The sequence below is a fragment of the Litchfieldella anticariensis FP35 = DSM 16096 genome (assembly GCF_000409775.1).
Classification (GTDB): domain Bacteria; phylum Pseudomonadota; class Gammaproteobacteria; order Pseudomonadales; family Halomonadaceae; genus Litchfieldella; species Litchfieldella anticariensis.
The window spans coordinates 139,248-152,808 of sequence record NZ_KE332391.1; the positions used below are offsets into that span (position 1 = coordinate 139,248).

At 59.4% G+C, this 13,561-nt stretch carries 14 protein-coding genes and 1 pseudogene; 7 read left to right on the plus strand and 8 right to left on the minus strand.

Features of this window, described 5'->3' with window-relative positions; translation table 11 throughout:
* Positions 1 to 413 (minus strand): annotated as a pseudogene (locus tag L861_RS24915) (hypothetical protein); the annotation flags it as partial.
* A gap of 77 nt (positions 414 to 490) precedes the next feature.
* Positions 491 to 1,108, minus strand: a complete 618-nt coding sequence (locus L861_RS13035; RefSeq protein WP_016417490.1) for a TetR/AcrR family transcriptional regulator — start codon at positions 1,106 to 1,108, stop codon at positions 491 to 493.
* A gap of 89 nt (positions 1,109 to 1,197) precedes the next feature.
* On the opposite strand from L861_RS13035, the gene L861_RS13040 reads away from it, so the two are divergent.
* The gene (locus L861_RS13040) at positions 1,198 to 2,634 is read left to right on the plus strand and encodes an efflux transporter outer membrane subunit (protein ID WP_016417491.1); all 1,437 of its coding nucleotides are present in this window, start codon (positions 1,198 to 1,200) and stop codon (positions 2,632 to 2,634) included.
* A gap of 259 nt (positions 2,635 to 2,893) precedes the next feature.
* Here L861_RS13040 and L861_RS13050 read toward each other — a convergent pair whose 3' ends face one another.
* Complete coding sequence (locus L861_RS13050) at positions 2,894 to 3,181, minus strand: YciI family protein (RefSeq protein WP_016417493.1); 288 nt, start codon at positions 3,179 to 3,181, stop codon at positions 2,894 to 2,896.
* Positions 3,181 to 3,774, minus strand: a complete 594-nt coding sequence (locus L861_RS13055; protein ID WP_016417494.1) for a TetR/AcrR family transcriptional regulator — start codon at positions 3,772 to 3,774, stop codon at positions 3,181 to 3,183. The genes L861_RS13050 and L861_RS13055 overlap by 1 nt, the downstream gene beginning before the upstream one ends.
* A gap of 288 nt (positions 3,775 to 4,062) precedes the next feature.
* Here L861_RS13055 and L861_RS13060 point away from each other — a divergent pair, with 288 nt between their 5' ends.
* Together L861_RS13060 and L861_RS25050 are read left to right on the plus strand one after the other, a co-directional pair.
* On the plus strand, positions 4,063 to 4,401 hold the full coding sequence (locus L861_RS13060) for a helix-turn-helix domain-containing protein (protein WP_016417496.1): 339 nt from the start codon (positions 4,063 to 4,065) through the stop codon (positions 4,399 to 4,401).
* 15 nt (positions 4,402 to 4,416) lie between these two features.
* The gene (locus L861_RS25050; RefSeq protein ID WP_016417497.1) at positions 4,417 to 5,214 is read left to right on the plus strand and encodes a type II toxin-antitoxin system HipA family toxin; all 798 of its coding nucleotides are present in this window, start codon (positions 4,417 to 4,419) and stop codon (positions 5,212 to 5,214) included.
* Positions 5,215 to 5,229: 15 nt separating this feature from the next.
* Here the strand turns inward: L861_RS25050 and L861_RS13070 are convergent, their stop codons facing one another.
* Complete coding sequence (locus L861_RS13070; RefSeq protein WP_016417498.1) at positions 5,230 to 6,477, minus strand: DUF1835 domain-containing protein; 1,248 nt, start codon at positions 6,475 to 6,477, stop codon at positions 5,230 to 5,232.
* 249 nt (positions 6,478 to 6,726) lie between these two features.
* On the opposite strand from L861_RS13070, the gene L861_RS13075 reads away from it, so the two are divergent.
* Complete coding sequence (locus tag L861_RS13075; protein WP_016417499.1) at positions 6,727 to 8,115, plus strand: YfcC family protein; 1,389 nt, start codon at positions 6,727 to 6,729, stop codon at positions 8,113 to 8,115.
* Between the two features lie 27 nt (positions 8,116 to 8,142).
* Positions 8,143 to 9,414 carry an allantoate amidohydrolase gene (locus tag L861_RS13080; protein WP_016417500.1) on the plus strand — a complete coding sequence of 424 codons (1,272 nt, stop codon included), beginning with the start codon at positions 8,143 to 8,145 and terminating at the stop codon, positions 9,412 to 9,414.
* 12 nt (positions 9,415 to 9,426) lie between these two features.
* Here L861_RS13080 and L861_RS13085 read toward each other — a convergent pair whose 3' ends face one another.
* Positions 9,427 to 10,512, minus strand: coding sequence for a LysR family transcriptional regulator (locus tag L861_RS13085; RefSeq protein WP_016417501.1), 1,086 nt, complete (start codon positions 10,510 to 10,512; stop codon positions 9,427 to 9,429).
* Positions 10,513 to 10,850: 338 nt separating this feature from the next.
* A complete protein-coding gene (locus L861_RS13090; protein ID WP_016417502.1) occupies positions 10,851 to 11,747 on the minus strand; it encodes a LysR family transcriptional regulator in 897 nt (298 codons plus the stop codon).
* A 115-nt stretch (positions 11,748 to 11,862) separates the two neighbouring features.
* Here L861_RS13090 and L861_RS13095 point away from each other — a divergent pair, with 115 nt between their 5' ends.
* Positions 11,863 to 12,741, plus strand: coding sequence for an NmrA/HSCARG family protein (locus L861_RS13095; RefSeq protein ID WP_016417503.1), 879 nt, complete (start codon positions 11,863 to 11,865; stop codon positions 12,739 to 12,741).
* 96 nt (positions 12,742 to 12,837) lie between these two features.
* Complete coding sequence (locus L861_RS25055) at positions 12,838 to 13,119, plus strand: DUF2798 domain-containing protein (protein WP_081645854.1); 282 nt, start codon at positions 12,838 to 12,840, stop codon at positions 13,117 to 13,119.
* 73 nt (positions 13,120 to 13,192) lie between these two features.
* Here the strand turns inward: L861_RS25055 and L861_RS13100 are convergent, their stop codons facing one another.
* The gene (locus L861_RS13100; RefSeq protein ID WP_016417505.1) at positions 13,193 to 13,546 is read right to left on the minus strand and encodes a hypothetical protein; all 354 of its coding nucleotides are present in this window, start codon (positions 13,544 to 13,546) and stop codon (positions 13,193 to 13,195) included.
* Positions 13,547 to 13,561: the final 15 nt, after the last annotated feature.

Below are 13,561 nucleotides of genomic sequence, written 5' to 3' on the forward strand. Positions count from 1 at the left end.
GCCGAGACCGCGCCCCTGGAAACGAGTGCGCGGTAGCGCGCCTCGTCCTCCGCCGTCTGGCGCAAGCGCGCCCTGGCGGCGGCCACGGCCTCCTCATGGGCGCGCATGGCGAGCCGCAGATCCGTGGAATCGATGCGCATGAGCGGCTGGCCGCGCTCGACGGTCTGCCCGGTATCGACCAGACGCTCCAGGATCTTGCCGGGTACGCGGAAGCCGAGATCGCTTTGCACTCGCGCCGCAATAACGCCGGTGAATGAACGCTCCACCTGGGCGGAGGGCGCCACCGCCGCTACCCGCACCAGGGGAGCGTTCGTCCGCGGATCGATTGAAGACGTGGCATCGCTGCACGCTGCCAAGGCAAGGGGCAACAGACCGATGACGGCAAGGAATGGGATATCACGGCGCTTGAGCATGGAGATCTCCGGGAAAACGGATATCTCACAGCTTATGACGAGTGACCAAATTTGTAAATAGTCACATGTTAGGTTCGCTAGGGAGCGAGGCTGCGCAGCACCAAGTTCGACAGCTGCACCGGCGCCTCCTCGGCGAGATCGAGGTTGTACTGGAGCAGGAGTGGATTCACGTAGGGTTGAATGACCAGAAAGATCGCATTCACCGTCTCGTCCAGTGGCGTCTTGCGTTCGAACTCGCCGCTCTCGCGACCTTCGCGGATTACTTCCATCAGGATCTGTTCGATGCGCTGCGCATAGGCCCGGGCAGACGGCCACCCCTCGCCGGCAGAGTGCGCGGCGATGTCGTACAACTTGCGATCATTGAAGAACAGGCTCACGCCAGTCGATACCAAGCTTTTGAACATTCTGCGGAATTTTTCCGTTGCCGTGGGCGCGTTGGCCACGGCCTCTTCGACCGCCACGATGATGGCGCTCAAGGTCTTGGCGCAGATGGCCTCGCCGATAGCCTGCTTGGAATCGAAGAATTTGTAGATGTAAGCCTTGGAAAAACCGATTGATTTGGCCAGATCGGAAACCGTGGTCTTCTCGTAGCCGTAGTGGCTGAAGTGCTCTTCGGCGGCCTCCACGATCTGCTCGCGAACATTGTGATCGGCGGGGCCGCGCGACTGCGGGGCGGAAGACGCGTTTTCACTCATGAGACACCACACCTCGATATTTTGGTTTGACAACTAGTGACTATATTGGATTATAGTCACGCCAGCAATTCCACTCCTTGGAGACTCTCATGCTCGCCCGCCCCCACTCTCTCGCCCTTCTGTTGAGTGTCAGCGTCCTGACGGGCTGCGCAGTCGGCCCGGACTACAGGCCACCCGAGACCGCCCTGTCGGCTCGCTTCCTCGGCCAGGAGGGCATCGAGCAGCGGGAAGTCCAGAGCAAGGCGGACCTCCAGGCCTGGTGGGCAGCTTTCGACGATCCCTTGCTGGCGCGCTTCGTCGTCCTCGCCCTCGAGCAGAATCTGGACATCGCGCAAGCGGCGGCACGTGTCGCCCAATCGCGCGCCTCATTGCGCCAGGCTGATGCCGCGCTGCTTCCATCGGCCAATGTGCGCGCTCACGGTGCGGAAGTATACCAGTCGCTCGAGACCCCGCTGGGGCAGGTGCTCAGTGCCACACCCGACTTCGATCGCAGTGGCAGCGCTTACGAGGCTAACCTCGAGGCGGGCTGGGAGATCGATATGTTCGGTGGCCTGCGGCGAGGGCGGGAAGCCGCACGCGCAGAGTACGCGGCATCCGAAGCTAGCGCCGTCGCGACGCGGCTGGCCGTCGCCGCGCAAACGGCGGATGTGTACGTCACGATCCGTGGCTTGCAGGCGCGCATCGCGATCGCCAGGCAACAGGCCGAGACCCGTCGCCAACTGCTCGACACGATCAAGTTCCAGTACGAGAAGGGGATCGCTGCCGAGCTCCAGATGAACCAGGCCGAGGGTTCGCTCGCTCAGGTCGAGGCTCGGATTCCCGTCCTGGAGGCGGGCCTCGACTCAGCGATGAACGCGCTGGATGTGCTTCTCGGCATGCAGCCTGGGACCTACCGCGCCGAATTGCGCCCAGCGGCGTCGATCCCGGTCGCGCCGGGTTTGTCCGAAACCGGCACCCCGGCCGAGATGATTCGGCGCCGACCGGATCTCATCGTGGCCGAGCGGCGCCTCGCCGCCGCTAACGCGCGCATCGGCGTGGCGATTTCGGAGTACTACCCCAAGTTCTCGCTCGGCGCACTGCTGGGCAGCGCCACCACGATATCGAGCGGCAACCTCTTCTCCAGCGATGCCAGTCAAGCCCAGGGCGTCCTCGGGCTTCGCTGGCGCCTGTTCGACTTCGGCCGCGTCGAGGCGCAGATCGCCGCCGCCCGTGGCCAAGAGGCCGAAGCACTCGCGGCATACCGTCTGGCCGTGTTGCGGGCGACCGAGGAGGTAGAGAACGCCTTTTCCGCCCTCGTCAAACGCGAGGCCCAGGTCGGCATTTTGACGCAGGGTGAATCATCGCTCACCCGTGCCCGCGAGAACTCGCTTGCCGCCTACGAAGGCGGCGTCGTCAGCCTGATCGAGGTGCTCAATGCCGACAGTAACCTGCTGCAGGTGCGTGACGCGAAGGCACAGGCACAAACCGAAGCGGCGCGCGCCGCCATTGCCTCCTTCCGGGCCCTGGGGGGCGGATGGGCGGCGTAGATGTCACCATCACCAACGAAGATCGGATCGGCATCCATGGCGTACACCTGCACCGGAACCCCCTTCGGCCAGGTCGACCCGAACTCCGAGACCGGTATGCAGGCATGGAAGAGAAGCGCAGGTGCGCCCAACATCAGGTTCTTGTGATGAGCCTATTCCTTATCGTGGTATTCAAAGAATTCAGGAGCTGCTAAACACCAACTACAACGCCACTCCCATCAGGACCTCGAACCGTAGAGTTCATCGCTAACCCCAACTCTCAGTTAAGGAGAAAGCTCAGTCGCTCATCTGCTTTTTTGGGTTCTATTTCGAGTATTTCCGTTGTGACGATATTCTTAGCTACAAACGGGTCTTCATTAACCCTATTTTCAAGGGCTTCCAGCGATACGCCATGAGCAATGATGGAACCACCAAGACCGGGTTGAAGGCTGCCGACCATTAAAAAAACACCATCTTCAAAGCCACGTCTAATCCATTGATTGTGGCCTTCCATGAAAGCACTTGCCTGGTTCTTATTCTCTGAAAACCTCAAAAGCACGATGAACATCAAAGCACCTCCGACTGTGGATTATTCTTACTTGTGCAGGAGGTCAGCCACTCATTCATGCGGCCTACTTCGCTCCTGATAAATTTTTCGTCCTGGAACGCACTGGCAAGCGTTGCCACCCCCTGACTGAATGCCAACAGGTGCATTGCTAGTGCATCAGCATCATCGTGACGGCCAAGTTGCTCAAATTGTCGCCGCAACCAGGTTCTGAATAACGTAAACAGCTCGTTTGCATCACCCTTGGCAGGGTGGTTCAGCTTGGCGAGTTCCGTACAAAGTGTACCTACCGGACAGCCATAGCGTTTAATTTTGGTCCGATTCATCACCAGGATATTGATAAAGCTTCGGATGCGGTCATCCGGTGATTCTCCCTCCACCTCCCAGTTATCCAGCATTGAGTTAGTGCGGGCAATACGATGGTTGATGACGGCATCCAGAATGTCGTCTTTGGTCTTGAAGTGGTAATAAAAATTTCCACGGGAAATGCCTACAGATTCCGAGATTTTCGAGAAAGAGGTGTGTTCGAACCCCTGTTCATAGAATAGTTGATCCGCAGCATCGATTATGCGATCTCTTGTCAGCTTATTACCCATAGAAGCATTTCCCAATATCTTGCCAGACCGCATTAGGACAACCGTCCTATTCGCTGACTCTAGGACAAGCGACCTAATAGATCAAGTGCAGCGACAGAAGGCTAAGTCGAAGTGCCTTGGAGCCCTAACAATGATTAGGTGGCGCGCTTGCACAGTTGTTCGAGATTGAAGCGGCCATGCGATGTGTCAAACTGAGCAGGCAGCCCCCTGTGGCTTGGGAATCGGATTGTCGATTGGACCGACATTAAAATGTCGATAATGCCAATAACAGATACTATACTGTCGATCATGAAAACACGACACGTCACCCTAAGCCCCAGAACCTCCCTCTCGCTACGCCTGTTCGCTGGGTTGATTGAAGAGGGGCGCCTGCGCAAGGGGTGGACCCGAGATGAGCTCGCCGAGCGGGTTGGCGTTGGCGTGGTCACGATCCGGCAAGTCGCCAAAGGCTCCCCTCGGGTTGCCATTGGTACCTACTTCGAAGCGGCGACCCTGGTTGGCGTATCGCTTTTCTCTGACGATCTCGACACCTTGCGGCGCGAGCATGATACCCAGCGGGAACGGCTGACACTGCTGCCCAAGCGAGCCAGCCGCCAGCATGACGAGCCAATTGACGATGATTTCTAGCCAACAAGCCTATGTGTGGGTCTGGCTGCCCAGCCAGACGACCCCAGTCGTCGCGTCATCATCAATCGACTGACTGGCAGGAAAGGCGACTCCGCCGGTGGTGTCGATTTCAATGAGATGGTTTATCTGCTGGAATCCGGCTCGGACCGGATCGGGGCACTCGATTTCCAGCACTCCCCCACCGAGTACCAGCCTCGCGAACACCAGGATGCCACCTTGGCCGAACTTCAGGAAGCCTCGGAGTACGTTGACAGTGGCAAACCGCTACCGCCCGCACTGAATCAGGCCATTCAACACGGCAGCAGCATCGGCGGCGCCCGCCCCAAGGGCCTGGATGAAATGACCGCTCGCTATGCCAGTTACGAAGACCTGGGACATCGTATACGGGCGGAATTCGACCAACCCGGGCAAACGCTACGCGAGCTGTTTGCCCGCATCGTTTTCAATGTGCTGTCAGGCAATACCGACGACCACGCGCGAAATCATGCCGCGTTTTGGGATGGTAGGACCTATCGGCTGACGCCGGCCTATGACATTTGCCCACAAGCCAGAACTGGTGGTGAAGCCACCCAAGCCATGTTGCTGTATGGTCAGGAACGACGTAGCCAACTCAGCCACTGCTTGACGGTAGCGGAACGGCTCGGCCTGAGCCGAGCTCAAGCCAGAGACATCATCGACCATCAACTCGCCACGATTCGGGAGCAATGGGAATCCGTGTGCGATGAAGCCGAATTAAGCCCGGTTGACCGTGATTTCTTATGGGGCCGGCAGTTTCTCAATCCATTCGCGCTGGAAGGGTATGCCGCACCATGATCTTCACCACACAGGCTACCTCCTTCCTATTGTCGCCGGCCGACTGGTTCGTCCAGGAGCCAAAACCCGAACCCCACCCACCCAGCGTTCACTGGATGCATGCTCTAACCAGTTACGGCTCCCTTCGAGGATAGCTCGGCCCAGATCAGTCAACGCAAGACGGCGATGAGGCCATTCCCGATGAATATCGCTGATAGCTAGCACCGCTTGCGGTGCCGTGACTAGTGGCTGGATCTGCCACCAGAACATCAGGTCGCCCAGATAGGGCAAGGGCTCGTACTCGCGCATCAGGTACGAGAAGGTTTTGCCGACCGTGAGGGGGCCGTGATCGCGCACTATCTCGAGCGTGAGCTTTTCCGACAGGCCGAGGCCGGTGTCCGGTGCAGGCAGTTCCTGCAGGTGTCTCGAGAGCGCTCGCCCCATCATCGGTAGGGCTGGCGTGCCGGTGGCGATCAGCGCTTGCAACGGTTCGGGGCGATCTGCCGTGAGCGCCAGCCAGGCTTGAGTACCCAGTTCGAGCAGCGACGTTTCCACCGGCCGGCGCTGCCGCCAGAGCCAGGCCAGTAGGTCCGGGGCGAGCTGGCCGATGCCAATGAAGCGCTCCACGCCGGGTATCGCTTCCACCACCACCAGCTCGATCTTCGCCTTGGGCAGGTTCGTGTGCAGGCGGTGCAGCAGGTAGGCAAGGATCAACTGGTCGTAGCTATCGTGCTCGAACCACAGCACCACCCGCTCGTATTGCTCCAGATCGTTCAGTGCCTCGTAGCTCTTACGCAGGCGCGCAAGCGAATCGCGCTCGGTCATGTCGAAGGCACTCGCCAGGAAGTGGGCACGCGTTCGCATCAATTCTGCGGGCGGTAAGTTCTGCACCGGACCGATGCAGAAAGGATCGGAGAATTCCAGGAAGTCTCCCTGAAAGCCAGCAGTGCGCAAGGTGTGCTCGATATCCGAACCGCAGCGAATATGCAGGGTGGTCATATCACGGTCACCGCGACCGCTGACCAAGCGCCGCGAAGCATCGAGCGATTCGATGTGCGCTTTGAGCCTGGGCCAACTAGGGAATCCACATTCGCGGGCAATCACGAACTGGGCATCGGCGAGTCGCAGAGGTGTCTCGCGCGGCGGGATGTGGCGAAGGAGTCGTGCCAGGGCGTCAGGGTCGTCAGCCCGTGCTGCCTTGAGCAGTTCCTTGGCGCGCTTGCGCTGCTGTTCGAGATTGAAGCGGCCGTGTGATGTGGCGTCAGGCCGGGGTAGCGTCGTCATACGATTCCCTCCATGCGCCTGTGTCCGCCAGCCAGGCTGGGAGTCGTATGGGGTAAACGATGTGAAGCAATGGGCGCAGCCCTTTCCGCGGACGGGGACGCCTATGCGGCGCTGTCCTTAGCCTCTCCCGAACGAAAGGAAGTGTCAATCGGGGGTTCGTTCATCCTTGACCGATCAAATTATCATGATTAATTTTTCAGAAGCGTCGGCCTTTCCCTTCGCCGGCGCACGGCGAACAAGGACAATGACATGCGTACGAACGATCAGGCGTTGTCACAGCGCAAGAAGTGGTACCAGACGGTCCCCGACCCCATGGTTCTCATCTTCATGATCCTGCTGGCCACTTACGTCCTCACTTTCGTGGTACCCGCCGGTGAGTATGAGCGCGTCGAACAGGACGGGCGCACCCGTGTGGTGCCCGGTTCCTTCGAATACCTTTCCGACGTGGGTACTATCTCGCCATTCGATATCTTCGTGGCGGTACCGCGCGGCCTCAACGAGGCCTCGCTCTACCTGTTCATCGTGTTCATTGCCGGTGGTCTATTTCATATCCTCCAGCGCACCGGCGCGCTAGAGAACGCAATCGGCGTAGCGGTGAATCGGGTCGGCGTGGAACGTCGCAACATCATCATCACCGCCGGCACCTTTATCTACGGTTTCTTCGGCGTGGCCGTGGGCTTCGAGAACAATATCGCCCTGGTCCCTATCGCGGTGCTGATCGCCAGTGCGATCGGCTGTTCCAGCCTGGTCGGCACCGCCATGGCCGTGGGCGGCATCGGGATCGGCTTCGCGCTCTCACCGATCAACCCCTACACCGTGGGCGTGGCCCAGGGTATCGCCGAATTGCCCACCTTTTCCGGTGCCTGGCTGCGCACCCTGTTAGTGGTCTCTTCCTTGGCCCTGCTCTCTTTCTACATCTGCAAGTGGGTGGTCAAGATGGACTTCGAGGAACCGGATGACACCAAGGTAATGAGCAAGTCCCTGGACGAGTATCGGCTCTCCAAGCGCAACAAGATGACCTTGGGTGTGTTCGTACTGGGCCTGGCGGCGATGCTGGTGGGTGTCTTCACCCAAGGCTGGTATATAAACGAGATTGCCGGCATGTTCCTGCTGATCGCCATCGTGATCGGCATCGTCAATAGACTCTCCGCCAACGAGATCGTCAGGCAGATGATGGAGGGGGCCTCCAAAGTCACGCCCGGCGCGCTGGTGATCGGCCTGGCCGCTTCCATCCAGGTAATCCTCAATCAAGCCCAGATCATCGATACCATCGTTTATTCGCTAAGTGGCCTTATCCAGGGCATCCCCGGCGCCATGTCGGCGATCATGGCCAGCGTGGTGCAGGGGGCGATCAACCTCTTCGTGCCTTCCGGCTCCGGGCAGGCCCTGGTCACCATGCCGATTCTGATACCGGTGGCCGATCTAGTGGGTATGAGCCGGCAGCTCATGATCACGGCCTTCCAGGTGGGCGATGGCCTCACCAACCTGATCGTCCCCACCTCCGGTGGCACCCTGGCCATGCTGGCCTTGGGGCGGGTCTCCTACGTGAAGTGGCTCAAGGCGATCCTGCCCTTCATGGCGCTGGTGTATGTCCTGGCCTGGGTCGGCCTGGTGATCGGCCATATGGCCGGATACTGATTCGTGTACTGATTTCCAGGAGAGACCATGACCGAATCCACGACTCAGGCGGCCTTGGGTCGCCAACTGATGGCGAGACTAGACGAAGCGGCGCTTCACTCCCGCCCCGGCCCGGGCGTCACACGCCTGTTCTGCTCCGACGAGCATCGCGGAGTACTGGAGCTCATTGCCGATTGGATGCGCCAGGCCGGCCTGACGCCGGAACTCGACGCGTCAGGCAACCTGGTAGGACGAAATGCACGCGCCATGGCGGGCGAGAAGACACTGATCATGGGCTCCCACCAGGATACGGTGGTCGAAGGGGGCAAGTACGACGGCATGCTGGGCATTGCTCTGCCACTGCAAGCCTTGCAGGCCCTTGAGATAGATGGCACCGAGCTTCCCTATGGTGTCGAGGTGGTGGCCTTCGGAGACGAGGAAGGCACCCGCTTCCAGTCGACCCTCATCGGCAGCCGTGCCTTGGCTGGCAGCTTCGATCGTGCCAGCCTCGATGCGTGTGATGCCGACGGTGTGACCCTTGGAGATGCGCTCGAGGCATTCGGCGGCAGTCCAGCGGATATTCCCCAACTGGCACGCAAGCCCGAGTCAGTGATCGGGTTCGTCGAGGTGCATATCGAACAAGGGCCGGTGCTGGAACAGCGCGACCAAGCCGTGGGCGTCGTCACCGCGCTGACCGGGATCGAACGGCACCGCCTGAACGTGATCGGGAAAGCTGGACACGCCGGCACCACCCCTATGAAGGGCCGCCGCGACGCCCTGGTGGGCGCGGCCGAGATGGTGGTGGAAGCGGACAAGATATTGAACGCCACCGAGAACTTCGTTGGTGTCGTAGGAAAGCTGGAGGTACGCCCCAATGCCGTGAATGTCATTCCCGCAGAGGTGACCTTCACGCTCGAGCTTCGCTCGCCCAGCGCCGAGGTGCGGGAGAAGGGACGAAAGGAGATCCTGGAGACTTGTCAGCGACTTGCCCAGGCACGCGGGCTCGAGCTGCTGATCGAGCCCACCTACCAGGCCGAAGCGGTGGCATGCGCCGAATGGCTGATCGAGGCCCTGGAGAATGCCTGCCAGGCTTGTCATGAACCAGCCGAGCGCCTGTTCAGTGGCGCCGGTCACGACGGCCTGGCCATGAATGACCTGACCGATATCGGCATGCTTTTCGTACGCTGCAAGGACGGCCTGAGCCATCACCCGAACGAGGCCATCAGTGTTGAAGATGCCGAGCGTGCCACCCGCGTGCTAATGCGTTTTCTCACCGACCTGCGTCAGCACCGCAAGCCCGCGGCACGACTTGAAGCCTAGAGAGGGCTAGCGTCAACCGTTCAGGAACCCACGCCGCATCTGGGCCTCGTTGTCGTTCATCACTGCCTGGGCCGACAGCATGTGCTCTCGCATCAACTTACGGGCCAAATCGGCATTGCCCTCCTCGATCGCATCCAGGATCTGGGCGTGAAACCGGCATCCGGTAGGGCCGATCTGGTGATCCCCTGGCTCATAGAGCCGCTGGTAGACAGTGAGGTCGGAGAGCACCTGTACGGTAAAGCGGATGATGAACGACAGCAGCGGATTACCCCCGACCAGCTTCGCCAGCATCTCGTGAAAGCGGAGCGAATCGATGTGCTGCTGACGCTCGACCTCCATATCGGGAGCCGGCGTGGCATAGCTGTGCAAGCTCTCGCGCAGGCGGCCAAGATCGTCAGCACTGACCTTGCCGGCCAAAGAAGCGGCCAACTCAGGTTCCAATGCCAAGCGGATCTGGTAGATGTCACGGATCGAAATGTCTTGGAAATATAGGTAATGGCTGAGTAGCGAGGTCGCTTTTGCCTCGCTCATCCGGCAGACGAATACCCCTCCCCCTGGGCCGGGGCGCGTTTTCACCAACCCCTGCGCTTCCAATACCCGTGTGCTCTCGCGAATCGTGCCCTTGGATACGCCAAGGGTTTTCATCAGTTCGGCCTCGCCAGGCAGGCGATCGCCCGGCATCAGTTGGCGATCCACGATCCAGCCCTTGATGGTATCCGCGACGTGGTAAGGAAGACGACGCGATGCAGAACCCGCCATGTCGTCTTTCATGTCAGCACTGGTTGGCATCAGGTTGCTGGCGTTGATGCGCAGCAGGCCGCTGGGCTCGCCCCGGTCATTCGCGAGCGTATCGAGTGTGGAATCGAGTTCTCTCAAGGTCGGCGCGATCCGCGCAAGCAGCTTGCTTCCTGAGTCGGTGAGGGAAACGCTGCGGGTCGTGCGGTTTAGCAGCCGAACACCGAGCTGCTCTTCCAGCTTTCTCATGCGATGGCTCAACGCTGAGCGCGATATGCCCAAGAGATCGGCAGCGCGTCTAAAGTTGCGCTCGGCGGCCACCGCTGCGAAGGCCTCTAGATCAGCTAGAGTCGGTCTCGTCATTAGTGAATTCCTTGCACGAATTCATGCCATATTAGCGTAGCTCCCTTTTCCAATCGAGAGTCTCAAGACTTTGCCGCCGGTACGAACGCCGTGAAATTCGTGAGCGACGAGATCGCCCTGCTCAAGACGGAACGGGAGACTTGGCGTTCCCTTTCGGAATCGACGGACGGACAATTCTGAAACAACGCACAGCCTGTTGATAGCCCATGAAGCTCGACATAAGCAGTTGCGAGAGCTCTTGAATGACAGGCTAGACTAGCAACCAGTGACGCTAACTTACCGGTCCAACCACGACTCAACAGCCAGGAAGCTGCCGATCTGGCTCAAGCGACACGACATCATACCAGCCCCATATCCTGCCAACGACTCAACAGGTAATCCTTGAAGATACGGGTTTTGGCCAGCGGCGACCTGCCTGGCGGCCAGAGGATGTGGACCGGAACCGGTGGCGGTTCGTACGAGGTGAGGATCACCTCTACCTTGCCTTCCTCGACAAGGTCACGAATTTGCCAGAGTGGAGAGAAACCAATGCCAAGTTCATGCGTCACGGCGGAATAGATCGCCGTCATCGTATCTGCTCTGAAGGGCCCTGATACCTGGACCGAACACCGCTTGCCCTCAACCTGAAACGTCCATGTCCCGGGGTTCCGGTCGACTGTTCGGAGAATGCAGGCATGATCTTTCAAGTCGGCAGGATGTTGCGGTCGACCATGGCGTGCGAAATACCCAGGTGCTCCAAAAGTCACGCGACGCAGCTCTCCCAGCCGCCTGGCTTTCAGGTCAGAGTCAGGCAAATGACCGATCCGCACTGCCAGGTCGAGTTCTTCCTCGGCGAAGTCGACGAATCGATCGGAAAGCTTGAGTTCGACATTGACCTGCGGATAACGCTTCATGAACTCGGCGACGATGGGCACCAGATAAACAGGTGCGAATAACACGGGAGCCCCGATGCGCAACAGACCCGACGGCTCAAGACGGCTGTCAACGGCCTCGAGCCTGGCTTCCTTGATCTCTTCGAGTGCCGGCTTGACGCGAAGATAGAAGGCAAGCCCAGCCTCGCTGGGCACCGATCGCCTGGTCGTGCGCTCCACCAATTCAACGCCTACGTTCTTCTCCAAACTGGCCAGGGAGCGACTCACCGATTGAACGCGACGGCCGAGCTGATGGGCCGCTGTTGTCAGCCCTCCCTGCTCCACCACCGCCACGAACGCCTCCAAGTCTTCCAAACGCTCCACCTTATTATCCTTCTTTTCGAGAAAGTAATTCCCAATTCAGAGGGATTATCACTAAAGAAGGGTAGACTATCATCGCCATTTCGCCCCCCTGATAGATGACTACGGGAGATCGACAATGAGCAACTCGAATCCTACGGTTCTCGTTATAGGTGCGACCGGACGCTTCGCCGGCTTGGTTGTACCAGCATTGGCCGAGCGCGGTGCCCGAGTGAGAGCATTGATTCGCGACCCGGCCAAGGCAAACACCGTGCGTGAACGTGGCGCCAGCGAAATCGCGATCGGCGATCTGCGGGACAAACAAAGCCTGGCAAGTGCCATGCATGGTATCGATGGCGTCTTTCATATTGGGCCCGCTTTCGAACCCGACGAGGCGGAATTAGGAGTCACATTGGTGAACGTGGCGAAAGCAGCCGGCGTGCGCAAGTTCGTGTTCTCATCGGTGATCCAACCGACGAACTCTCAGTTGCCGAATCATGTCAGCAAGATTCCAGTCGAATCGGCACTGTTCGCATCAGGCATGGAATACACGATTCTCCACCCTGCCAACTTTTTTCAGAACATCGAAGCTGCCTGGCGTTCCGTGATCACCAACGGCGTCTTTGCGGAGCCCTTCCCCACGACGGTAAGGATTGCCCGCGTCGATTATCGGGATGTCGCGGATGTGGCTGCCATTGCACTGGTCGAGGACCGTCTGACCTATGGCACGTTCGAATTGTGCTCTGCAGACAGGTTGAGTCGCGAGGAAATCGTCACCCTCATGAGCGAGGCACTGGGTCGTCGCATCGAGGCTGCCGCGCCGAGTTTCGAGGCGTGGGCGGAAAATGCTCAGTTACCCTATGAGGGGGAACAATTACGGCTGCTTGCCAACGTCCACTCTCATTACGCTGCTCACGGTCTTGGCGGCAACGATCTAACACTGCGTGCGATTCTGGGACACCCACCGCGCTCCCTGCGCATCTATATCGAAGAACTGGCGCTGCGATTCGTCGCCTGACGCTTTACATCGGATCAGGACCCTTTCTCACACTTCATTTCCCCAGTGATCGCTACCGCTAAGGATGTTGGGTTTTATTATTCAAGGATCGCCACCATGCCAACCACTCAAGTCTCTCCATCCAAAACACGCAGAAAGCTTCCGGCACGCTATAACTCCATCGTGATGCCCCTGGTGCTTTCCGTTCTCATGTCTTGCATTGTCTCGGGTATTTCGACCATGACCAGCATCGGCCTCTCCAGCCACTTCTTCGCGGAGTGGATGAATGCCTGGTTCATATCCTGGCTGGTAGCATTTCCCAGCCTGCTTCTCGTGCTTCCCCTCGTACGTCGCATTGTCTCGGCACTCGTCCAACAGCCTGGAGAGGGACGTCAATAGCAGTGACAGCGACGTTCGCTCAGCCGTCGTGCCGATTGCTCCTGGAGCCAATCGGCGCGCCGGGAACGCCAATTCACCCTCTCTGGGCCATGGCCTGGCGGAATTCGGCTAGATAGGCCTCAGCGTACTGTGCTGGATCCGACGGAAAACGCTCGAGCTCGACGGCAAGATCGAAGAAGCCCATGGCAGGCAGGCCCTCACCCTGGCGACTGACGACCAGCGCGGCGATGAAGGGTCGCCCCTGCTCAGCGTCTTCTCGCATTAGTTCTTCCAGCGTCAGGGCAACACGCTGGATGGTCCGCGGTGGCTCCAGCGCCAGCGCCTCAGCGAGCTGCTGGTAGGTCATAGGCAGCGCTGACTCAGGTACCGTCTCAAGGATCTGTCGGATCTGTACAGAAAGCTGGGTATTGCGATGACAAGCTGTCATAAGCGCTTTCTACTC